The organism is Paenibacillus vortex V453 (assembly GCF_000193415.1).
Classification (GTDB): Bacteria; Bacillota; Bacilli; order Paenibacillales; family Paenibacillaceae; genus Paenibacillus_AQ; species Paenibacillus_AQ glucanolyticus.
In genome coordinates this window covers 166,912-190,549 of record NZ_ADHJ01000006.1, presented here as the reverse complement: position 1 = coordinate 190,549, position 23,638 = coordinate 166,912, and the positions used below count along the sequence as shown (strand labels likewise).

At 45.8% G+C, this 23,638-nt stretch carries 18 protein-coding genes and 2 pseudogenes; 8 read left to right on the top strand and 12 right to left on the bottom strand.

From position 1 onward, the window contains the following. The first annotated feature begins 143 nt into the window (after nucleotides 1-143). The 4 genes from PVOR_RS03425 (at nucleotide 144) to PVOR_RS30910 (ending at nucleotide 3,853) form a co-directional block, all read left to right on the top strand. Nucleotides 144-1,127: a 2-keto-3-deoxygluconate permease gene (locus PVOR_RS03425; protein WP_006207684.1), complete on the top strand. Its 984-nt coding sequence runs from the start codon at nucleotides 144-146 to the stop codon at nucleotides 1,125-1,127. 55 nt (nucleotides 1,128-1,182) lie between these two features. Continuing rightward, complete coding sequence (locus PVOR_RS03420; protein WP_006207683.1) at nucleotides 1,183-2,478, top strand: four-carbon acid sugar kinase family protein; 1,296 nt, start codon at nucleotides 1,183-1,185, stop codon at nucleotides 2,476-2,478. Continuing rightward, nucleotides 2,475-3,476 carry a 4-hydroxythreonine-4-phosphate dehydrogenase PdxA gene (pdxA, locus tag PVOR_RS03415; RefSeq protein WP_006207682.1) on the top strand — a complete coding sequence of 334 codons (1,002 nt, stop codon included), beginning with the start codon at nucleotides 2,475-2,477 and terminating at the stop codon, nucleotides 3,474-3,476. The genes PVOR_RS03420 and pdxA overlap by 4 nt, the downstream gene beginning before the upstream one ends. A gap of 200 nt (nucleotides 3,477-3,676) precedes the next feature. Further along, nucleotides 3,677-3,853, top strand: coding sequence for a hypothetical protein (locus PVOR_RS30910; protein ID WP_006207681.1), 177 nt, complete (start codon nucleotides 3,677-3,679; stop codon nucleotides 3,851-3,853). Nucleotides 3,854-4,002: 149 nt separating this feature from the next. Here the strand turns inward: PVOR_RS30910 and PVOR_RS03410 are convergent, their stop codons facing one another. Then, on the bottom strand, nucleotides 4,003-7,782 hold the full coding sequence (locus PVOR_RS03410) for an S-layer homology domain-containing protein (protein ID WP_006207680.1): 3,780 nt from the start codon (nucleotides 7,780-7,782) through the stop codon (nucleotides 4,003-4,005). A 104-nt stretch (nucleotides 7,783-7,886) separates the two neighbouring features. Here PVOR_RS03410 and PVOR_RS03405 point away from each other — a divergent pair, with 104 nt between their 5' ends. Both PVOR_RS03405 and PVOR_RS03400 read left to right on the top strand, forming a co-directional pair. Beyond that, nucleotides 7,887-10,826 (top strand): histidine kinase, encoded by a 2,940-nt coding sequence (locus PVOR_RS03405; RefSeq protein WP_006207679.1) that lies wholly within the window; start codon nucleotides 7,887-7,889, stop codon nucleotides 10,824-10,826. Next, entirely contained in the window at nucleotides 10,826-11,596 is a 771-nt protein-coding gene (locus tag PVOR_RS03400) for a response regulator (protein ID WP_006207678.1), read from the top strand. Before PVOR_RS03405 ends, PVOR_RS03400 begins: the two co-directional genes overlap by 1 nt. 210 nt (nucleotides 11,597-11,806) lie before the next feature. On the opposite strand, the gene PVOR_RS03395 is transcribed toward PVOR_RS03400, so the two are convergent. The 10 genes and pseudogenes from PVOR_RS03395 to PVOR_RS03345 all read right to left on the bottom strand — a co-directional run bounded on the left by PVOR_RS03395 (nucleotide 11,807) and on the right by PVOR_RS03345 (nucleotide 21,481). Continuing rightward, nucleotides 11,807-12,616 carry a hypothetical protein gene (locus PVOR_RS03395; protein ID WP_006207677.1) on the bottom strand — a complete coding sequence of 270 codons (810 nt, stop codon included), beginning with the start codon at nucleotides 12,614-12,616 and terminating at the stop codon, nucleotides 11,807-11,809. A gap of 24 nt (nucleotides 12,617-12,640) precedes the next feature. Further along, nucleotides 12,641-13,115, bottom strand: a pseudogene (locus PVOR_RS03390) (DUF5381 family protein). A gap of 20 nt (nucleotides 13,116-13,135) precedes the next feature. Next, the gene (locus PVOR_RS03385) at nucleotides 13,136-14,224 is read right to left on the bottom strand and encodes a WXG100 family type VII secretion target (RefSeq protein ID WP_234972765.1); all 1,089 of its coding nucleotides are present in this window, start codon (nucleotides 14,222-14,224) and stop codon (nucleotides 13,136-13,138) included. Nucleotides 14,225-14,437: 213 nt separating this feature from the next. Further along, complete coding sequence (locus tag PVOR_RS03380; protein WP_006207672.1) at nucleotides 14,438-15,217, bottom strand: sensor domain-containing protein; 780 nt, start codon at nucleotides 15,215-15,217, stop codon at nucleotides 14,438-14,440. 899 nt (nucleotides 15,218-16,116) lie between these two features. Further along, nucleotides 16,117-16,722, bottom strand: a complete 606-nt coding sequence (locus PVOR_RS03370; protein WP_006207670.1) for a response regulator transcription factor — start codon at nucleotides 16,720-16,722, stop codon at nucleotides 16,117-16,119. Then, on the bottom strand, nucleotides 16,723-17,895 hold the full coding sequence (locus PVOR_RS03365) for a sensor histidine kinase (protein ID WP_006207669.1): 1,173 nt from the start codon (nucleotides 17,893-17,895) through the stop codon (nucleotides 16,723-16,725). It abuts the gene before it with no gap. Beyond that, on the bottom strand, nucleotides 17,896-18,639 hold the full coding sequence (locus tag PVOR_RS03360) for an ABC transporter permease (RefSeq protein ID WP_006207668.1): 744 nt from the start codon (nucleotides 18,637-18,639) through the stop codon (nucleotides 17,896-17,898). 27 nt (nucleotides 18,640-18,666) lie between these two features. Continuing rightward, nucleotides 18,667-19,572 (bottom strand): ABC transporter ATP-binding protein, encoded by a 906-nt coding sequence (locus PVOR_RS03355; RefSeq protein WP_006207667.1) that lies wholly within the window; start codon nucleotides 19,570-19,572, stop codon nucleotides 18,667-18,669. 507 nt (nucleotides 19,573-20,079) lie between these two features. Further along, nucleotides 20,080-20,541, bottom strand: coding sequence for an HNH endonuclease (locus PVOR_RS03350; RefSeq protein ID WP_006207666.1), 462 nt, complete (start codon nucleotides 20,539-20,541; stop codon nucleotides 20,080-20,082). Nucleotides 20,542-21,148: 607 nt separating this feature from the next. Beyond that, complete coding sequence (locus tag PVOR_RS03345; RefSeq protein WP_234972763.1) at nucleotides 21,149-21,481, bottom strand: DUF6809 family protein; 333 nt, start codon at nucleotides 21,479-21,481, stop codon at nucleotides 21,149-21,151. A 94-nt stretch (nucleotides 21,482-21,575) separates the two neighbouring features. Here PVOR_RS03345 and PVOR_RS03340 point away from each other — a divergent pair, with 94 nt between their 5' ends. Then, the gene (locus PVOR_RS03340; RefSeq protein ID WP_006207663.1) at nucleotides 21,576-21,794 is read left to right on the top strand and encodes a helix-turn-helix domain-containing protein; all 219 of its coding nucleotides are present in this window, start codon (nucleotides 21,576-21,578) and stop codon (nucleotides 21,792-21,794) included. 183 nt (nucleotides 21,795-21,977) lie between these two features. Beyond that, nucleotides 21,978-22,304, top strand: a pseudogene (locus PVOR_RS32945) (hypothetical protein). Nucleotides 22,305-22,870: 566 nt separating this feature from the next. On the opposite strand, the gene PVOR_RS03335 reads toward PVOR_RS32945, so the two are convergent. Beyond that, nucleotides 22,871-23,632: a hypothetical protein gene (locus PVOR_RS03335; RefSeq protein ID WP_006207662.1), complete on the bottom strand. Its 762-nt coding sequence runs from the start codon at nucleotides 23,630-23,632 to the stop codon at nucleotides 22,871-22,873. Between the last annotated feature and the right edge of the window lie 6 nt (nucleotides 23,633-23,638).

The following is a 23,638-nucleotide window of genomic DNA, read 5'->3' as shown; positions in this document are numbered from 1 at the left end:
TTTCGTTATATATGTTGCAATTTTAAACAGTTAGATAAAATTTTATTATTTACATAAATTATATGTTGCTAAAATAAGCAATATGGACTAGTATAATGACTGCAAGCGCTTCAATAAAACGATTACATTAAGGAGCTAATACTATGAAAATCAAAGCGACATTAGATCGTATCCCTGGCGGTATGATGGTTGTTCCCCTCCTCGTCGGAGCGTGCTTCAATACATTCGCACCTAATGCTTTGCGCATCGGCGGTTTCACGGAGGCTTTATTCGTGAACAGCTCGAGTACACTCATTGCCCTGTTCCTGCTGATTGCCGGAACGCAAATCACGTTTAAAACAGCAGGGTCCTCTGTTGGTAAGGGTGTCACACTGCTGGTGTTTAAATGGGCTATCGGTGCACTATTAGGATTGATCGCCATTATGTTTGCCGATTCCAATGGATTATTCCTGGGTCTTGCCCCTCTTGCCATTATCGCCGCGATGACAAATTCCAACGGCGGACTGTATATAGCGCTAGCCGGACAATATGGAAAAGAGGATGACAAGGCTGCTTATCCTTTCCTTGCTTTAAGCGACGGACCGTTCTTGACGATGGTGGCCCTCTCGATCTTCGGCGCTATGGGTTTTGCCAACGGCATGTTCTCGCCGATGTCTTTTGTTGCGGTACTGCTTCCCCTGCTCGTCGGTGTCGTGATCGGGAACCTGGACCGCGATATGGCCGATTGGCTGCATAAAGGCAGTGACAAGCTGGTTCCTTTCTTCGCTTTCTCGCTGGGTATGGGCATCAATTTCTCGTCCATCATTCAGGGTGGACTGAGCGGCATCCTGCTTGGGGTGATGACCGTATTGATTACGGGCGGCATTGGATTCCTTCTCTTCAGAGCCATCGGCTGGAACCCGATTGTCGGTGCTTCGGAAGGCTCCACAGCCGGTAACGCAGTTGGAACGCCGGCTGCAATTTTGGCTGCCAACGCCTCATTCGCTCCCATCGCTGAACTTGCAACTGTACAAATCGCCGCGAGTGTCGTGACCACGGCCATCCTACTGCCGATCTTTATCGGATTCCTGTCCAAGAGATTGGAGAAATCAGGCGGCGTAGCCAAATACAATAATCCAACATCATAGAGGTTTTTTTAAGTAACCCCTCTATCCATCAGCTTTTTAAGTAGGAGGCAGCAGCATGAAATTAGCTATTATCGCAGATGATTTGACAGGTGCCAATGACAGCGGGGTCCAACTCGCCCGTCATGGCTTGAAAACAAGTGTGTTATTCGATATGGACGAAGATAATATTCATCACTATGATGCTGTTGTCTTCGATACGGACAGTCGTTCCATTACATCAGAGGAGGCATATCGGCGAGTAAGCCGAGCCGCCCAATTTTTAACGGATGCCGGGTTTGACACGATTTTCAAAAAAATGGACTCCACCATGCGCGGCAATATCGGGATCGAGATCGATGCCCTGTACGACATAGTGAAGCCTGACTTCATGATGATCGTCCCGGGTTATCCCAAAAACAATCGCACCATTCTAGATGGCACTCATTATCTGAATGGCGTGCCGCTGGCAGAGACGGAGATTGCCAACGATCCCAAGACACCGGTCACCCATTCCTATCTGCCGGACCTGCTTCAATTGCAGACCAAACATGCCGTCGGCGTGATTTCAGTCCGCGATCTGAACGCTGGCAGGGACCATATTAAGAATAAGTTAAAGGAATGGATAGAACAGGATATCCCGTATGTGCTGGTGGACTCCACGGAAGAAGCGCATTTAGAGCAGATCCTGCGAATAACCAAACAACTGGACTATGACTTCGCATGGGCTGGATCTGCAGGCATTGCCAACTATCTTCCTTCTCATTACGATATTTCGAGCCGTCCTGTCGAGCTCACCATCAAGCAAAATCAGGGGCCAATCCTTACCGTCGTGGGCAGCGTGAACAAGAATTCCCGCGCACAGCTTAAACTGCTGCTTGAACAAACCGATGTTTATCCGGTACCATTCAGCTCCTACAAGGCTGTATCCGCGCAAACAGAGCGCGATGAGGAAATCCAGCGCGTGTATGAAGAAGTGAAGACCCAGGCACTGCAAGGCAAGGACATCGTCATCTACTCAACCGCAGAGCAGTCTGATGTTGACCAAGCACGAGCAGTTGGTGAGACTAGAGGACTTAATCACACCGAGGTCAGCAATGAGATTGTGCGCGCCATTGGTGAAATCTGCGCCAAGCTGCTGGAGAACGGGTATTTCCAGGGTGTATCCATGACTGGCGGAGATACCGCCAAGCAGATCTGCATGAAATGGAAGATTAGCGGCTTTGAATTGTTGGACGAGCTTGAGATTGGCGTGCCGATCTCGAAATTTTTAAGCGTTGACGACCTGTATGTCATCACCAAGGCAGGCGGATTCGGCAAACCGGACGTATTTATCCACGCGATTCATAAGTTAAAAGGAGGTCATACCGCATGAAACCGACCGTTGGAATTACGATGGGCGATGCCGCAGGCATCGGACCCGAGATTATTATGAAGGCACTCTCCCATCAGGAGATGTACGATAACTGCAATCCACTTGTTATTGGAGATGCAAAAATTTTAGAGCGGGTACTGCCCATTATCGGTTCAGACTTACAGGTACGCGCCATTCAGGATCCATCCGAGGCCAAATATGAATTTGGCACCGTGGATGTTATCGATCTGGATCTCGTTCCGGCCGACCTTAAATTCGGCGAAGTATCCGCTATTGCGGGAGATGCAGCCTTTCAATTCCTGGCTAGAGCGATCGAGCTGGCGAAACAGCACAAGATCCACTCCATCTGCACAGCTCCACTGAACAAGGAAGCTTTACATCAAGGCGGGCATCTGTATCCCGGTCACACCGAGATCCTGGCGGACCTCACCGATACAACAGATTTCTCGATGATGCTGACAACGCCGAACTTACGGGTGATTCACCTGACTACACATATGGGGTTGATCGAAGCCATTCAGAGCATCACCCCGGAAAGAACGTATACCGTCGTCAAGCTGGCTCACGATACTCTGAAAAAAGCCGGTTTCGACAATCCAAGAGTGGCCGTCTGCGGAATCAACCCGCATGCGGGCGAGAACGGGCTCTTCGGCAACGGAGAAGAAGAGAAACAACTGCAGCCGGGCATCGAGCGCGCCCAGCAGGAAGGCATTAACGTTGTGGGCCCCCTGCCTGCGGACACCTTATTCTTCAGAGCAGGCAGAGGCGATTTCGATATCGTGGTTGCTTGCTACCATGACCAGGGACATGCCCCCATCAAGGTCATGGGCATCGAAGAAGGCGTGAACATCACGGTCGGACTGAAGGGCGGCATCATCCGCACCTCGGTCGACCATGGCACCGCCTTCGATATTGCCGGGAAGAATATCGCCGACGACAAGAGCATGCTCGCCGCGATTCGCTCGGCCATTGAGCTGGCTCCGAAGGATTGGATTTAGTCGAGTGACGATTTGAAGATGTCACATGTGGAAGACCCGGCCTCTGCCGGGTCTTTTTTTGCTGTTTTTTTTGCTGCACACAATAACGGTTTCTGCCGCTTGCCCTCAATTCAGGCCAATGCGGTAACCACGAATAACCGAATACCAGCCAGCACATACTAAACATCACAATCGATTCCAGTACAAGGAGGACCTTTCCATTGAGCGACCATCAACCGGACAAGAACCTGATCAACACGGTGAAAGACCTCGAAGCGACACCCGTGAACAGCCTGGAGGCCCAGCAGCAGCAGCAGGCCCGCAATGATCGCCGGAAGCAAGCCCAGCATGACAGCAACGGCAAATACAAGGAGAATGAATCCAAGAACTATCATTAACCGCGTTGTGACCATATGGGCTTCTATCATGCCAACTCCCCCTTCATATTACACGTCAAAAAAGCGACCCGTTAGGGACGCTTTTTTATTTGGCTTAAACGCTTATTCTTTTGTAGTTACATGCTCATACAAATCGCCGCCACTGCTTTCTATTCCTTCCAATTTTCAATTCCGGTTTCGAGCTGATCGAACGAATGCGGAATCGAAGCTTCCATGATGTCGGAATAGTAGTCATGTCCTTCCGGAACATCGGTCCATTTCGGTTCAACCTTGATATCCCAAGGCTTACGATCCAGCAGCTGGTTAAGGATCCGAATGACCTCTACCCTTGTAATGGATTGGTTCGGATTGAAGGACTTCTCCGTGAAATCGAACAGCAGTCCCTGTTCCTGGGCCGTTGCGATGGCTTTTTCAGCCCAGTGTCCCGTTACGTCCGTATATGTGCTTTCCTGTACGGCATCCCATTGGTACACATTCATAAGAATCTGCGCAAATTCCGCCCGCGTGATCTGTTTCTTCGGTTTGAACGTGTTGTCGCTAAAACCGACCATCCATTTATTATGGGTTGCCGTCGTGATGGCGTTCATTGCCCAATGTTTTGCAGTTACATCCGAATACGATACTTTGTTGGCTCCCGCTTCAGCTGTATACAAACGGGACAGAATCGCAGCCATCTCCGAACGGATAATTCCGCGGTCCGCTTGGAACGTGCCGTCTGGATATCCGACCATGTAAGCACGATGATCGCCTGAAGCCTTCACTTTCGGCTGTGCAGAGAAACTGAATTTCACGATGGTATCACCGACGTGGATGACTCCGTCCTTAATGTAGCTGTCATTCCCGAAGCGCTCTTCACGCTTGTCATTACGGCTGTCAAACACGATGTAACCATTCTTCTCGCCTAGGAAATAGTAATCGCCATCTGCGTAAACCATCCAGCCGTATTGGCCGCTGTCAGAGCTGCTCTGCGGGTTGTGGTTTTTGTTCGGCGAAAAATCCGGAAGCTCCGGCAGTTGAACAACCGTTCCCGGCACTCTGCCTTTGGAACGATTCAGCTCCGTATCTGCCCAATACAACTGCATATTCACTCCTGCAACCGGCTGACTTGTCACCTTATCGAGAATCGTGCCATATGGATCGACCAGATCAACCGATAGCTTTGCATTACCATTGCTGTCAACGCTTAACTTGCCGGCAGGGCCCGCCAGCTTCTCTCCGTTAGGTGCGATTACATTCAGCGACAATGTATACTCGCCGGCAGCAACTTTCGGAAGCGTAAAGCTGCCGTCCTGGTTCATTACGATACTCGGCAGATTCAGCTCTTGCCCGGTTGCCGACTTTATTTTCCCGGATACTTTTAAGTTGTCGCCGACAAGCTTCGTAATTTTCTCCTGAACGACTTTGCCCCCGTTCGCTTGGTCGGAAACAACCACTTCCGCTTTCATTGTGGCTGCAGGTTGTTGTTGTACAACGCCCGTGTTCCCTGCAGGTGGAGTTTCTTCCGGTACCGCAGGCGCGTGAGGTTTGACGCTGACCACATTGGACACGCCTGCATGTGGACCCGATTGGACGATTAATCGGAAATAGTAAGTTTCACGGCTGGATAAACCGGCTATGGTTGCACTTGTGGAGTCGCTATTCAGCGTCTCTAATGGGCTAACCGGTGTAAAGATAGTGCCGTCTGTAGATCGTTCAATTACAATGCTTGATGCCCCCGTTAGAGCAGGGAAATTCAATGTCACTTGTCCGATGCCTGCAACGGCCGACAACGTGGTGATCGGTTCCGAAGGCGACGCTTCGACCACATTGGATACGCCTGCATACGGACCTGATCCGACGTTCAATCGGAAATAATAGGTTTCGCCGTTCGTTAATCCGGTTAAGGTTGCACTCGTTGAAGCCGCATCCAGCGGCTCTGATGGGCTAACCGGTGTAAAGGTGGTTCCATCGGTAGATTGTTCAACAACAATGCTTGATGCCCCTGTTAGAGCAGGGAAATTCAACGTCACCTGCCCGCTGCCTGCAACGGCCGACAACGTGGTTAACGATTTCGAAGGCGAAGCCTGGACCACATTGGATATGCCGTCATATAGCCCCGATTCAACGTTTAGCCGGAAATGGTAGGTTTCACCGTTCGCTAACCCGGTTACTGTTGCGCTTGTAGAAGTCGCATCCAACGTCTCCAAAGGGCTAACCGGCGTAAAGGTGGTTCCATCAATAGATCGTTCAACAACGATGTTCGATGCCCCCGTTAGAGCAGGGAATTTCAATGTCACTTCCCCATTGCCAGAAGCGGCGGTCAACGTGCCTAAAGGAGCCGGATCAGCCGCATTCACATACACGGTGAATGTCTTCTCGCTTGTAAGCCCGTCCTTGGTGATGGTTGCCGTCAAGGTCACGTAAGTTCCCGACTGGGTGATAACCGGTCTGGTTACGGTTCCGTCGGGCGCGATGATCGACGGCTGGTCAGAGGACCAGACGGTAGTTACGTCATCGTCCTGCTGCAGGGTAAGATTGTTTTTTACCGAGTTTTTGGTGTCGCCGGGCTGAAACCGGATATCGGTATTGCTCTCTGCCTCTTCGATGTCCAGAATAGCCGCCTTATAATCTGTAATCAGTTGATCTGCGATACGATCGGCAATCTCTTGAATGATATCGGCGCTGGATTTGTCGGAATGGATATGTAGTCCGCCGCCTGTAATGCCGTCGATAAACGTTTGGTCGATGTCCGCATACGTGGCGCTGGTTACACCAACATATTGTGCACCGGTGTTATTGAACGAGTTTGTCAGATTGGATTGATTCGAGCCCCCGTCCAAATCCCCGCGAGGGTCATCGTTAATGTTCACGACATAGCGCAGTGGCGACGTTCCCCAAAGGATATTATCCGCAGCCACATCCAGTGTCTTGCTCGACGTTGAATACAACTTCATATTATCAAATGAAAAAATCGAGATGATCTCGCAGCCATGGCCGATATGACTAACAATGGGCCCAAATTCATTCCCGTAAACATCCGGAAGGGTTAAATTCCGAATGATCTGGTCGCCATTATCCCACATGCTCAGCGTGGTGTCCGTTGCTACGATTTTGATGCTGTGATGAGTGGATGCCCCTTTCGGAAAACTTCCGATCGAGGTAACGCCTGTCATCGAACTCAAATCTCTTCCTGTCTCATGATGCAGCGCGGATGCATCCACACCATTGATTTTATATACCTTGACGGCGCCTTGAACATATAAAATCGAATAACCGCTCAACTTTCCGTTGCCATCGATCTGCGTATTAAATAGAAAACCGCCGCCTTCCATGCTGTGGTAATCCACTTTGGATTCGTCCATGTCGAAGGTAATGATCTTTTTGCCCGAAGGGCTTCCCTGCGTCAGCATGTAATCCTTATAAGCAGGCGAGGTATAACCATAGAAGGTTAACGTGCCGCCATTGTTGGAAATTTGAACATGATTGTAATCGGCGGTTTCAACCGCCGGGCGAGTGGCATAAGGTCCGCCTATATACCAGCTGTCATAACCGTTATGGACATACGTCGTATCCGTTACCGTTGCCCGGTCTGCACTCGCGTCCATGATCGACACATATTTGGGATTTACGCCTTCCGCTATCAGCCTGGCTTTAATCGCATCATTTAATTGGCTCTCAAAATCACTAGAATCATAGATGCTCGTCCCAGCATTATAGTAGACCTCTGCTACCGGCGAGAGCGCATATGCCATCGGCATATTCGTAACAATTAACAGTGCTGCCACTATCATGGATATGATTTTTTTCTTCAACTGTTTCACCCATCCTGTAAGTTTAGTAACCGTCTGACATTCTACACCGACATGTGACCCCTTATCCCCATTTTTGAATAAAATTGTGCGGATAACACCCTCCAGCAGATCAGATTGTAAAAAATGTAATTCCAACATATCAGAAGCATCTCTCAAAAATCTCTCAAATTCGACTTCGATCGACAGGTAGATTTTTGAGAGATCTTTGCCATATGATAGAGTCCATAGGGGTGTGACTATACATGAAGAAATGGATTGGTTGTCTGGGTGCCATATGTGCCCTAATCGCCATTCTCTATATGATCTTTAGCGATCAGGATACAGGTGCCGTCAAGATCAAAGCCGTAAATGGCGTGCTTGACCTGCGAGAGCTCAAGGAGACATCGTTTGTCTCGTTAGCAGGCGATTGGAAATTCACCGGCGAAGCTTTTGTTGCCCCGACAGACTTTTCCAGTGAAGCCGAACATCTGCCGGTACCCGGTCCCTGGGCATCGGAGGTCGAGTGGGGCTCCTATCAATTAATGGTATATCTGCCGGACCACTGGTCGGGAGAGATCGGTCTCCGCGTTCGCAATATCTGGTCCGCTCACACCATCTATGTGGATGGCGTAGCCCTCTCGAAAATAGGAGCCGTGGCAGCAACCAAACAAGCGACAACACCGGACAATCCATCCTATGAAGCGTACTTTAAACCGGACAGCCGGCAGCTCCTTATCACCATTCACGCTTCCAACTTCTACAATACGAGAGGCGGCATCGTCCTGCCGATTGATTTCGGCGACGCCGAACTGATGAAGGAAGACGTGCAGCGGGATCTGTCCCTGGAGTGGACGGCTACCTTATGTTTGCTGCTGTTCAGCATGTTCCATATGACAATCTACCTGCTGCGAACGAAGGATGAGGCCTTCCTGTACAGCGGGCTGCACTTTCTGCTATTAGCCCTGGTCATCGTGCTGCGAGGGGAACGGCTATTCATTCGGGAGTTCCCGTCGTTTCCCTTTGAGCTCTATTTTCGGCTGCAGGATACCTTTACCTTCCTGGCCTCCATCCTGCTGATTGTCTTTATCGTCAAAATGATTCCTTCCATCATGAGTCGAAAGACGATGTATCTGCTGTTTCTGCCGATCCTGGCCTATGCATTCTTCAATGCGGTTCTCCCGGCCAGAACCCTGTCGGTTACGCAGTACCCGCTCTTTTATTACAACGATGGATTAATTCTGGGCATTATTATTCGCATCTTCTATTTGACGCTTAAAAAGCGAATCAACATACGCCGAAATGAAGCAATCATCCTAATGTCCATGCTGCTGTTTCTTGCCGTATTTGCGATAAGCGCTTCATCGGACAATTTATTCTTTACTGGGCGAAATTATATGAACCGTATCGGGTTGGTCGGGTTTGTCATGACGATGAATGTTTTTCTCGGTATACGTCTAATGAACCGGGCTGAGGAATCGGAACAGCTGAGCACGAGGCTGCAAAAGGCAAACGATGCGAAGGATGCCTTCCTGAAAGTCACGACCCAGGACTTGCAGAGGCCATTGCACGATGCCATCCATCTCGTGGGAGCCATGAATCGGGAGCCCGATCGCGAGAAGCAAGGCCAGCAATTGTACTTGGCTGAGCAGCTAATGGGGAACATGGTTTATTTATTGAGGGATCTGCATGATTTTACCCGTCTTCGATTTGATGATTATGCGATCCAGCTTAAGTCCACCAATCTTCGGATGGTCATGCTTCATGTCATTCAGCTGATGCAGTTTACCTTCACGAATAAAAAAATCGCAATCCATGAACAGATTCCGAAGCTGCTTTACGTATGGGCGGATGAGCAGCGCTTAACGCAGGTATTCATCCGGATCATGACAGAGATCTCTCACGATATCGCAGAAGATCAACTGACGATTGAAGCTATGCAGGTGGGCACGGATACCCTGCTTAAATTGACGTCAACCGGCGAATCAACAGCAGTGAATCGGGATCGCCCGCATTCTTCGGGACTCATGATGACAGAAGAACTTGTCCAACAGATGAATGGAAGCATCGCATATGAACGTTTGCAAGGCAGAATTCGCTTTACGGTCACACTGGCTTTCAGCGAATGTAAAGAGCCGGTTACCGCAGCCGAATATGAATACAACCTGGAGTCTGCGGCACACGCAGAAGATCGGGATCTGGGAACGCTCTTGATTGTCGATGACGATGCGATGCATGCGGAGGTCATGAGGGACATGCTGGGGGATGCCTACCGGGTACGAATCGCGTATACGGCTCAAGAAGCGCTTGATTATTATAGGAATCATCCAAAAATCGCGATGATGATCATGGATGATATCATTCCTGGCGACATGAATAGTCTGGAGCTGCTTCAACAAATCCGTAATCAGGCATCCGTAATGGACCTGCCGGTCTTAATGATGATTTCTTCCGAGTATCCCAGACATATCGAAATGATTTTCGCTGCTGGCGCTAATGATTATTTACTGAAGCCTTTTTCCAAAGAGACCTTGATGGCCCGCTTGAATGCCGCAGAACAAACGAAGCAGTCTATGCAGAAGGCGATTGAATATGAAATGGCCTTTCTGCAGACCCAAATCAAACCGCATTTTCTCTATAATGCGCTCAGCAACATCATTGCCTTTTGTTATACGGACGGGGAGCGTGCAGCCTATCTTCTAACGATGCTCAGCTCTTTCCTGCGTTATATATTTGAGACGAGCCGGGACGGACAATTCTCTACCCTGCAGAAGGAGCTGGAGATTATCGACGCCTATGTAGAGGTGGAAAAAGCCAGATTTGGCGAACGGTTAACCTTCGCTTATGACATCGAACCGTCCATTGCCGCGGAGCATGTTCTGATTCCGAGTCTGCTCCTGCAGCCTTTAGTCGAGAACGCGATTCGCCACGGCCTGTTCGACAAGGAAGGTCCGGGTCATGTTCAGGTCACGGTTTCCTTGCAGGGTTCCTGCTTGAATATCCGCGTCGCCGATGACGGGGTAGGTATGTCGGCCTTGCAATGCGCTCAATTAATGGGGGGAACGGCTGCCCATGCCGGAATCGGATTTACGAATGTACGTCGGCGCGTGCATGACCTATCCCAAGGGAGCCTGGAGATTGACTCCTCGCCGGGTAATGGAACAACCATTCAAATCATGATTCCCGTGAAGGAGGGACAAGGGTAATGTGGAAGATCATCATCGTGGAGGATGAGAAACCGATTCTGGGCCTGCATGCCCGATTGCTTGAAACGTATGGCCCGTTTCAAATTGTAGGCTGCTTCGAATCGCCATTTGATGCGCTGCAGGAAATACCCAAGCTGGATCTGGACGCACTCGTGCTCGACATTGAAATGCCGAGAATGACGGGACTTCAGCTGGCCCAGAACTTGGTGGAGAACGGGATCGACGTGCCTGTGATCTTCACGACCGCTCACCAGCAATATGCCGTGCAGGCCTTTCGCGTGCAAGCCCTGGATTATCTCTTGAAACCGATGACCATGAATATGGTGAAGCAGCTGGATGAACGCCTTCAGAAGTATTATGGCCAGAGACCAAAGCCGATCCCTAAGAATACACTCGATGTCCAGTTATACGGAGAAGCATCCGTTATGAGAGGAGACCAACTTGTAAAATGGCCTACCCGCTTAACGGAGGAGCTGTTTTACTATTTGCTGCTTCATGAAAATAAGTTATGCCATAAATGGAGAATCATCGATGATCTCTGGACGAACGTAGAGGAGAAGCGAGCGCTGTCCAATTTGTATAATACGATTTATCGGATGCGTCAGCTGTTGATGGAACTGGATATTCCCATCGTCATCGAGCGAATGAATGAAGGTTACATCATGAATACAAACAACAGCATCGTTGTGAAACCGAAGGAAGGGCCGGATGCCCTTCTGCTGGAATCGAAAGGATATCTGTGGGCCTACGCTTTCGAATCCGCACGATAAGCAAAAACCACATTCGCATGCGGATGTGGTTTTTGCATTTTTCAAATCCGATCTCAATATCCTCGCGAATATTCCGGGCTTTCTTTGAGATGGACGATAGCAAGATATCCGCTTGAATCGATTCATACACTCCCCAGGCGGTATCATTACAGAAAGCGTAGATCACATAGAAGACCTCTCAAGATGAGCCGTACTAACTTACCGTTTTACCTAAGCCAAAGTTGCAGCAAAAGAGCCCAGCGTCTTTCTGCATGCAGAGAAGGATTGCAGCTCAATGCAAATCTGTGGTTCCTCATTTCTGTCCGCTTCCCGATTACGTACAATCCAGACCCCTTCATTAGCAGGAAGCACAAACAAAATATCCTCGATGGCCGTCTGATTTCCGCTGCCAATTCTTATCGTGCTTAGATTGTCCATGGTACGAGCATTGTTTTGAAAATCCTGCTGCCATTTTGCAATCAGCTGCTGCTGGTCTGATGAAAGCTCATCATGAAGAGAGGAGGCAGGGAATTCACCAGATGTCAGCCGGTTCCACAATTCTTCAGTGATCACAACCTTGGATTCGGATAAAGTCGGCCCTTCGGCTTTCGAAGGCTCCACTCCATAGAAACGTACAAGCTCCTCTTCCCAATCCGCCGGCGCTGTCCAGGTTAGAAAATGAAGCGTATGATTGTCAGACAAGTGATACAAATACCGCTGCTGCAGCTCGTGGATCGTCAGTACTTTGTTAGAATTCCGATCCGTAATGCCTCTGAGCATATAATTGCTGTACAGCAAATGCTGAATCATTTGCGTAATTTCGGAAGGAAAACGAACCTCTCCGTTCTCTTCATCAATCGATTCTATAAAACCTTTGGACATCAAGCTATGTGTAGCGGCCTGAAACAAAAGCTCCCATCTGTCTTCAGACAGATCTCCATAATATGCCTTCATAAGTCCTGCAGCCATTTCCTCCCCTTGATGAACGGCCAAGGCGTAACCCAGCTCTTCTAATGAAAATATATAGGTATGCTCGCTCATGTAAGCAAATCCTCCAATACAAATCTATTTCGATTCCTTTCCGTTACGGCTGATCAGCCCCCGCAGGCGCTTCATGGCAGGTTGAATTTCGGTATCGGTCAACAAATAATACGTATTCACGGTCCAGGTCTCTCTGTTTTTCAAATGAAAAATCAGCACAGGAAATTTCGGAAGCAGCCACTTCCGAATGGAAGGGCCGCTGTAGCTGATGCTTGTAATCTCCGCCCAGGCTACGGTCCGCGTACCATCTGAAATGGAATTTTGATCGTAGGTGAGAAGCTGCGTGTCTGATTTCAGCGCCTTTGGCAAGCTGACAACCAAATATCCTCCAAAAAAGGGAATTCCTATGATGGCTGATGTGATACAAAAAAACTTGCGAATAAAGGAAGTGTCCATAAAAAAAAGCTGCGTACAGCAGAAACAGGCAGGCCAGCACAAACAGTAAACTGCCAAGTGATTTGCCCCATGCCACGGATTTCCGATATGATATTGCGTTCATGATTTAGCGCCTTCCTGAAATTATTTGAACAGTCCGCTAATCCAGCGAACTCCTTTTTCGACCACTTTAGCTGCGCCATCACCGACAAAGGCTCCAACCGTACCGCCTACATAGGAACCGATGGCCGCACCAACCGGACCGCCAATCATCGCTCCGACGGCTCCGCCTGCTACAGCTCCGCCATAGGTTGCGGCTGTTTTTACAACAACGTTGGATGCGGCTACAGCTACTTCTTCCCCGTTAAGCTTGCCTTCACGATACTTACTGACAAGGCCGGAAGCCTCACCGATCACATTAAAGGTTGCGTTAATCGGGAATATCTTTTTGGCGATCATGCCTGGGATTTTCTTGGTAGCGATCCCATATCTACCTTTTTCCACACCGGCAATGACCTGTCTAGTCCATTGAGGAAAATTCTTAGCTTGACTAAAGCCTAACCCAAAATTGAGACCGAATTTGCTTGCCACTCTATCAAAGCCTTTGATTCCTTTCATCATGAAGCCTGGGTTCACAATCTGGCGATTTATGCCTCTTGCCAGGTTCTTCAAGAACGTATTGTTACCTTTGCCTTTAACCCATGGAGCATTATGAATTTTGGCTCGGGACGGATTTCTAGGATCTACTCTGAGTTGTACCGTCTTGGTTAAGACTAAGGAAGCACCCACAGAGCTGTAAAGGAGAGTTCCCCACTTTTCCAGATTATCTCTTGCTTCAAGCGAGCTGTCTAACACGTTCTGGGTTTGATCAATCGGATCGGCGACCGTCCTTGCCTGTAAAGAAACTTGAGTGGAATCGGTCTCTTTAAAACGGTTGACAATCGTATGTAATTCCGTGCTGACTGAACCCACCGCTGCGGTGAAATTATCCATTTGCTGACGGGCCAGCTGGAAATTTTGATAGAATTGTTGCCTTGTCGTACCTTCCCATCCACTTTCAAGAATTTGAATCTGCTGGGTAAGGTGGCTGCAAATTTGCACCCCGATCTCCCTGGCCTGTGCAAATTGTTGGGATATCTCCATAAGTCTTTCCGGAGGAACTAATATTTTACCCATGGCACTCACCTCAACAATATACAGATTAATGTAATTATTGTAGTAAAGGTCATCCATCTTCACAAAAGGAACAAGTAACAGAATAGTAAAAAATCGTTAGGACCTTGGGACCATTTTCCTTTTCCCCATAGTCGGAGGACAGAGCCAATTACAAATTCAAACCCATATCGTTCAGTCAAAAGTAAAGTACCTTGTGCCAAATGGACTAAATAATCTTCAGTTGTCCAAATAAATCACGCTTCAAGTAGTGGAATTAAAAAAAGAGAGCTTCTAAAGCTCTCTATACGCCGTCTGCATCATCCCTTGAGAAGGCTGATCCTCATCGTACTCATAATATTGCGATTGAACAGGTACTTCTACTGGTACTGACGGTTGCGGATATGGCTCATCCACATACATGATTCTGCGCTGAATTTGCATCAGCCCATTTACGACGCGAAGCGCGATCCAAAAAAGAACAAGTCCAACGCCTGCGTACAGCAGATATTGCTGATTATAGGTCCAATCGATATGAAAATAACTAAACAAACTATTCTCTAAAATATCAAGCTGCATTTCATTCATCAAAATGATATGCACGATTGGCAGAGCAATCAATCCCAGTGCTAGTGAAATCACCGTTACCATAACAACAAAGAATACGATACCCGTTACAAATCTTAGTAAAACGAGCAGCAGATTTCGAATAAATAATCCACCGTCAAAACCTCTCACCATTCGTTTCAACCAGTTCTGCCCCACTTCAGACTGTTGATGGTTGCTATACGCTACAGGAGGATTAGGTAAACCTAAAATTTGTCTAATCAAGCTCTGTTCAAAAATCACAATCCCATTCAACAGCTTGGCTACTCCAAAAAACAGCGGTATTCCGATAAATATTGGAGTTAATCCAATGGATAGTACAATTCCCGTGATGGCCACTGTAAAATAGATAATCCCTAATGGGAGGGATAGCATTAAGTAGAGGATCGTTGCATAGGTTTTTGGATTAAAAAGCACCCAGTTCACCTTACCTGCCCGCGCCTTTGCGGTCGTTTCCATTGCCTTCATATTCAAACACTCCTTGGCTTCATAAGTCACGCTCTCAGATATACATCCATTATATCTGCCTTATTTGCCCGACATAACCGTCTTAGGGGGTATCTGAACCTAGACTTTAGACTAGGGACTGGGCTGGCTTAGATGAACTTGTTGAAGTAAAAGTAGACCTATTAAAATTATCTTCACCCTATGTTTTCATCTAATTTTTTTCGTATTGCTGAATTTACGAGAGATAAACCATATGAAATTAAGTAATGAATTAGACCAACTAATGACGTCAAAGAGATCAATAATAATCTTACATTGACGCTCCAAATATCGTTGAAAAGAGAATATGACGCAATAAATGATAAACAATATAATATTACACTAAGCAAAATTTTAAATGAAATCTTTCTAATGAAGAATCGATTAATAAGAAACGATAATATTGAGAAAAGAATAAAGAAACTCGGTAAAAATATGAAAACCATAAATATATCTGTAAACAAAGGGAACTCGTTATCGACATATCTCGGTCCAGAAGACAATTATACCGATAAGTTGATACGAATGAAGTAAGAAAAATCCAGAGTTTTAATAGACCATTCAATTATAAACACCTCCTAATCATTCCTACCTTATACAACACAGAACTTAGCAGCTCCCTAATCCTCTATTCTTCTCCGCTCTCGTTGGTGCGAAATTTTTCTAATTTTTTCCAATTTTTATAAAAAAATCTTCTTTTTTCTCATCACTTTTTAGTTGTTCAGGATTGTTCTCGTGAAAGGCAAATCCATCGACTTCGATCGCCAGCGCCAGCGATCTGTCCAGTTTATGATAATCACAAAATCAACAGAAGAACGATTTCTGACGAATCTGCGCTCTTCCTCATTTGATTGCTTACCTCCATTACCTCGGAGCTCTCCTTAATCCAACCATCCCTTGCTACGTGCGATATCTATCGCCTCAATCCGTGTATTCGCCCCAAGCTTCCCAATCGCTTCTGACATATAGTTCCGTACCGTTCCATAGGATAGAAACAGCTGTGCTCCAATATCTTGAAGAACTAAACCTTGGGCAGCCAACTTCATGACTTCACGCTCCCTGGGTGATAATGGACATGGATCATCCCATACCGCGAGCGACAATTCTGAATTGATGACACGTTTCCCATCATAGACCCGACGAATCGCATCAGCCAGTTCCTCGCTGCCCGTATCTTTAAGAAGATATCCATAAACTCCTGCCTGCATAGCCCGCTGGAAATATCCGGGACGCGCGAATGTCGTCAAGATGATGACACGACAAGCCGACTTATTTTTTTGAACCGATTCCGCAATATCTAACCCCGTTTTCAGTGGCATCTCAATATCCAGAACAGCGACATCGGGTTCATATTGCTGAATCATGGACATCACTTCTTCCCCATTTTCAGCTTGACCGACTACTTCAATATCATCTTCTAACGAGAGTAAAGTTGCCAGTGCTCCCCTTAATAACTTTTGATCTTCTGCCAAAACAATACGAATCATCTAAGCTCTACCTACCTTTTCATTTCGTATTACCCTAGGTATATGTAAGGTGACTTCCGTCCCCTTGCCTGAGGCCGAAGACAGCGACATACGTCCGTCGATCATAACCAACCGTTGCCGCAATCCGGCGAGGCCATTACTGCTAGTATAGAATTGTTCCGTATCTGCTCCAATACCGTCATCACGTACAGATACACGAACTTCCCCTTCCTGAATGTCTAGATGAACGTTACACTTTGTTGCCCGGCTATGTCGAACCACATTTGTAATCGTCTCGCGAAAACACATCGCCAAAATCGTCTCCTGCAAGGGTGTTAACGGAAGCGGATTGTTCACTAAAGCGTCTTCCATCCCTACATTAGAAGGTCCAGGATCTGAAATCGATTGATATTGAAATAATAGCGGTATGCCTGCAGCTGAACATAACGATACAGCATGCTTATATTCGTCAGCGAAATATGTAACTTTCATCTCCGTAACCAATTCACGCATTTGTTTCAAGGCTGCGCGTGCCGTTTCTCGTATTTCGCGAGCCTCTTCTATCGCTCTCTCGGGATGACGATTGACCAATTTCTCAACGACCTCCCCTTTTAGTGCGATTAATGACAGCGTATGTCCCAATGTATCATGTAATTCACGTGCGATCCGCTGGCGCTCCTCCTGCTGTGCCATTCGTTCAGCAGTTTCTGCCCGCAGCCGTGCAGACTTTTGTTGAAATCGAGTCGAAGTTCGAATAATATACGGCAGAATACAGATGCCAAACATAGGCACCAGCCCTACCCATAATAGGCTGCCCATCCGATCCAAGTAAGGAACAGCGATAATTCCCATAGCTACAGTAAAAACGATCGTTATAGAGAGTAATATTGGCAGCTTTTGTTTGCTCAGCGGAGCAGCTATCATAAAACCTATAAACGTATACATAGGGTGAAATACAGCTGCTAAAATTAAAAGTATACCCACCTGAACCACCAATATTGGCGAGGCCCACTTTGCATAAAAGTAAGATTGTCGAAACGATGGAACGAATATGCCTAACAGAACCAAGCCAAGCCACTGTATACTTGATGGCTCATAAAGTAAAAAGTACATGGGTATCATTAAATTTGTTAACAAAAAATAAGGGGCGACTCCTTCCGATTTTGGAAAGAGACGCCTCTTTTCTCTATTCAATTAGACCGCTTCCCGTCGATTATATATATAGATTGATAGTAGCATAAAGAGGAGACCGCATCCTGTCAAAATTATGAAATCAATACCTGCTGGATTTTGTCCAGCGATCATATTCCATGCCCCATTGGCATAACGGTGAGATGGAAGCCATTCCCCGACCGAGCCCATCCAACTTGGCAAAGTACTAAGCGGCATCCATAGCCCCCCCACAATGGCAAGTCCCATCTGTAATACATTTCCGATTGCAACGGAGGTATTCGCATTTTTAAGCGTTCCTAACAAGGCACCAAGCGCCAGAAACGATATGCTCCCGATCCATAACCATAATCCGCATAAAATCCATTGCCCGGCTGTCAATTGTATATCATGAACAAGGCCAGCAGATAAAAATATAACAACAATGACGATCAAGTGAACAGCCATTTGCGATACAATTTTGCTACCAATCCAGACTGTAGGAGATAGTGGAGTTAGCTTCAATAAGCGTACCCACCCGTCTTGATGCTTTAACGATAGACGGATACCGAATTGAGATACGGCTGTACCAATCAAACTGAATGCCGTCATCGACATCAATGAAAAGACACCCCAAGTTGTTGATTGAATCGATTTATCAACCCCATTCATACTCGCAAATAAAAAGTAGAAAGCAAGCGGCATCGCAATGGAGAAAAGTAAGAAAAATGGACTGCGGATAATTCGTATACTTTCTGCTTTGGTCTGGGCAACAAACATATGTAACATGGCTATTTTCCTCCTAAAAATGTTTTTTTATCGTATAATCGTTGATTTATGTGTACCTGTAAGACTTAGGAATGTATCTTCTAAGCTGGCAGATTGTATATCAATATCGGAAATTCCCCATTCAGACTGCATCAGTGTAGATAACAATACATCAGTCTCTTGAGCATACAGACGAATTCGCTCGCCGTTGCATTCTGCCTTTTCTACACCAGGTAATGTGAGCCATTCCTGCTCAGCTGGCGCGTTCGCCGCTCGAAATGAAACGGTTCTAAGTGCTGTTTGAGCCTTTAAACGTTCCGGAGTCCCTTCCGCAACAACCTGTCCTCTAGCGACTACTGCGATGTGATCTGCGACAGCATCAGCTTCATCTAAATGATGTGTAGTCAAAAGCACCGTACGTCCGTCACTTGCCAGCGCTTGAATGGTGTCCCAAAAGCGACCACGAGCCTCGATATCCATTCCGACTGTTGGTTCATCAAGCAGGAGAAGCTCTGGATTTCCCGCCAAACTCTGGGCAAAGGCTAATCTACGGCGTTGTCCTCCAGACAGGGAGGCTGCGCGCCGTTTCTGATCCGCGTGGAGACCCGAAATGTCTAACAATCGCTCTAGCGACATCGGATTACGGTAATAACTGCGGAACAATTGAAGCACTTCTCTGACCGTAAGTCCATCTGCTGCTTTAACATCCTGCAAAAGCGCTCCGACGCGTTGCCGTAATTCTTTTGTTCCAGACGGCATCCCCAAGACCCTGACTTCTCCTGATGTTGGCTTGATCATTCCGAGGATCATGGAAATGGTTGTTGTCTTGCCTGCACCGTTCGGTCCGAGCAATGCTGTTATTTGACCTTTCTCAAATGATAGATTCATATGATCAACGGCACAGTAGTCGCCGAATTTCTTCACTAGATTTATACATTCAATCGCCTTTTTCATTTTGTACTAACCTCCGCTAATTTCTTCTTTCGTTACTTGATGTCCTCATTATATTGAAAAATCGCGAGATTCAATTAGTGTGGGTTGTCACAAGCCGGTTATGACAAATGTCAGAAAAAAAGAAGGACCTTCTAGGCCCTCCTTTAGCATAACGTGCATATGACACTCTTTAATTGAGGTGCCTTGCTTTGCGAACTTATAGCTAAGGATTCTACAATTTTGATTGAACAGCAATCCACAACCTATGTGGTTGTGGTTTTACATGGTTAGAACGTGAGATGGAAGCAGATTTCCCGAATCTGCTATCCACCACCTCAATCTTCCGCCATTGGCGAAAATGCTTACTCTAGCACTGGTTAATATTTGTTCGTTATAATGGCCTGCACCTTAGAATGGATACGAAAAAAGCCGAAGATTTTACTGTAGATATGGTTAATCATCAATTCGATCGTCAAAAACGGCTGCAATCATTGAAGCTCATTAGATCACGATTCCCGAATGATAAATCTAAGCTTTACTTACGTGTCCCTTTTTCATTAGACGATGTCTGTATTTAGCTATAAAGATACGCCAGTAGAGCTTCATAAGATTTGGAACAAAGTTCGCGTTTTCTTTGAGATAGGATAATGCTGAACGGTTTCCTCTTTTTGTATTGCATTCGCTGCATGAAGCGATCAGGTTATGCGGAAGATCCGAGCCGCCTTTGCTTGCAGGGATAATATGGTCCACTGTCGTGGCGTATCGTCCGCACCACAAACAATTGTGATGATCTCGTTTCAGTGCGGCTTTTCGATAGTCCCGAAATAAGAACGGATTATAAAGCAGTTGGATCGTCTGCTCATCAATCCAGACAGCTCGCGATCGCTCAACTTCCCGCCAAGCCCTATGGGGCAAACATGGTGTTAGTTGTTGACCATCCATATTGAGTACCGTTATCAGTGGTTCCTCTCCATCATGACTATGATTCATCGATTTCACTCCACCTGTAAGACATGTTCTAGCCTATAGTATTAATATAAAACAAAAACACCATCCTCATACGGATGGTGTTCATCATGGTGGAGGCGAGGGGAGTCGAACCCCTGTCCGAAGATAACGACAGCACAAGCTTCTATGGGTGTGGTGACAGATTTGATGTCACCTGAAAGCATTGCGAAGCAATGCTAGCATCGTAAGCGATACTCGAACTCCCTGTCACCGGATTCCCTTCAGGTCAGCCTGATTGTCTTCTTCAGCTAGCCCCAGGCGGAGACTAGATCCTGTTTAATTGACCCTTAGCGTTGATGGAGGTGGACGCATCTCACTACATCAATCAATCCATGAAGTTACATGCAAGCAATATATCATTGAGATGATAAGGATAAGTCTTGGAATAAACTTTATATATAATCCTTACTATCGGAGGATCCATTTCATATGAGGATACATCCTGTGTCTTATCATCACCTTTAATGATGATCATAGATCTCTCTTGGTCTATAGCTGCCTCCAAAGTAGGTGCTAATAGTCGATATTTTACGGTATTAAAAAAGACACGATTCGTGTCTTTACGCAGTTTTATAAGTGTTCTTACTAATCACACGATCTTAGAGTACACCTCGATGATCATCGCCGCTCCCAGTCTAAAACCATCAGTAAAAGAAGCCGCCATTTCCAGCCCTTGGACTTGTCGATACAAATCTAATAACTCCTCAAGCTCTCGAAACTCATCTTCTGAAAGCCTCTTCTTCCAGCCATCCATGGACTCGGATATTTGCCGACTCAATTGCCGATACTGAGGATCGGTGGAAACAGCCTTTTCTGCAGGATTTAACTGCCCGTAATATAGGGATTCCAGAAAGCTTGGCATGGGATTCTCCTTTTTTATCAAATGATTCGCGGATCGATAATACTTGTCTGACAAATGCATTAACGTTACGCATATGAGTACCAGTATTGAAATCATTATACGGTACGCTTATGCGTATAGTCAAGTTGAAATCGATTTTTGAGAGGTGATTATAATGAGGAAAAAAGTTGTCGTTAAAATCTCGGAATTGACCAAGGCACATAATATTTCTTTGCGGGAATTATCCCGAATATCCGATGTACGGCACGCTGCATTAAGTGAACTTGCCAATGGAAAACGGGAAAGTATCAGCTTTAGCCATATTGAAAGAATCGCTGAGGCTTTGAATATAAGCGATATTCGGGAGATTATTGAGTTGGTGGATGAGCAGTAGGGTGCTCATATAACATGATAATTTTAACTCCATTTATGTATCGTTACATTTAATATCAGGATGATTGTAGAGTGTTAGACTACAAAACAATTGTAATCACTTTGGAAGGCAAAACCCACTCAGAAAGACGTTGCAGAACGAATTGAGACGGAAGCAGCAACGAGTGAGGATGTATGGGAACAGTTGCTTCTTGGGTGCATTGCCTTTGTAGCTGCCGCAGTTGAACCCCAGAACAAACGCATTATGCTCGTGGACGGACCCGCTGTATTGGGATGGGAGACTTGGCGGAGTATGGACGAACATAACTCCATGCGCTTACTGCATGGGTAACTGCAAATTATGGAGGAGCAAGGATGCCTCAAATCGGGGTCGATTGAATCCATGACTCATTGTCTATCTGGAGCCTTGAATGAATCAGCGCTCTGGATTGCACAAATGCCAGATTATGAACAAGCATTGGCGGACACCAAAATCATCGTCTCCAATATGTTGAATGGTTTTAGGAGGTAAGTTGAATAAGCTTTATAAAAGGCAAAAAACCGCTCATTGAGTGGGTTTTATGTATAGAGGGGAACTGTGGCTGTGCAAATCCACAATTCGCCACTACATGATGATTCGGATATTTGGGGAGGTAGCTTAAGCCAAACCACATTTTTAACAACCTCACTATGTCAATGTTTAATTCGTCTAATTCCTATAAAATTATTTAATAGAATCTATTAAATCAAAAAAGGAGATTAAGTCTATGAGCGTACCTAATTTGACTATGGGAGGAAACGTATGGAGGGATACTCTAGAAAGCCGACAGGGGTTTAAGTTACAGCAATATAAAATCACAAATTACTGTAGAATCCTAGCTCCAAGCAAATTGTAGAATCGATTGGGGCAATGAAAGATCTTTGAGGAACTCATTCTTTCAGATGACTAGAGGATAAAGTATTAAAAGAACCACGTATACCGTAAAGTAACGTGGTTCTTACTCTTCTATGAGAATTGCAGATTAGGATTCTTTCATAAAGTCCATATTTATACCCTTCAGATTATCTGGATATAATTCAAGGGCATATCTTTCCTTTCTAATGCATTTTTTTAAAACCAATTTTGACATAATAATCATCAAAAAACTTCTTCGCATCTAATACACCACAATAGCTCCGAAGATTTCTCATTTTAAATTTTGAAGATTGCTTAGTTGGCAAATCAAAAATTGCAAACCGAGCCTCTCTTTGAAATTCAAAGAAAGAATCTTTCCAAAAAACAATATCGAACGAGCCTTCATCAAATAATTTCTTGTGTTCGGAATTTATACCCTTCTCATAGTCATCATACTTAACCTGTTTGATAACATAAGTATGACCATTATTATTTGCATCCTCACTTAATAGCTCTACAAAATTGAAGGGAAGTATAACAGCTTTGTCCCCAAAGTTATCCAAAAAATTTTTCTTATCTTCTTCCTCAATATTTAACTTAATCGATATAGAATCATCATCCTGGTCAATAACTTCAAAATCTTTGGCAGAAAAAACCGTAAAGCAAAAGATTGGTGTATCTTCTGCTCCACCATAATTTTCCTGAACAATGCCTTGTTTAGCTGTTGCTATTACTTGCTCGGTTTCAGGATCAATAATTTTTATATTAGTCACTCGAAATACATGAGCACCTTCATATTTATCACCCTGTCCTCGTTGTTTAGATTCAATCTCTTGTTTGATAAAGATACTAAGAGGATTCATAAACAATTCCCCATTTAACAGATCATCTACATATTCAGATTTAGTAAATTTCACAAAAAACTTAGCATTCTTAAAAGGTTCTATCTCACTCAATCTCTTCATAACGTC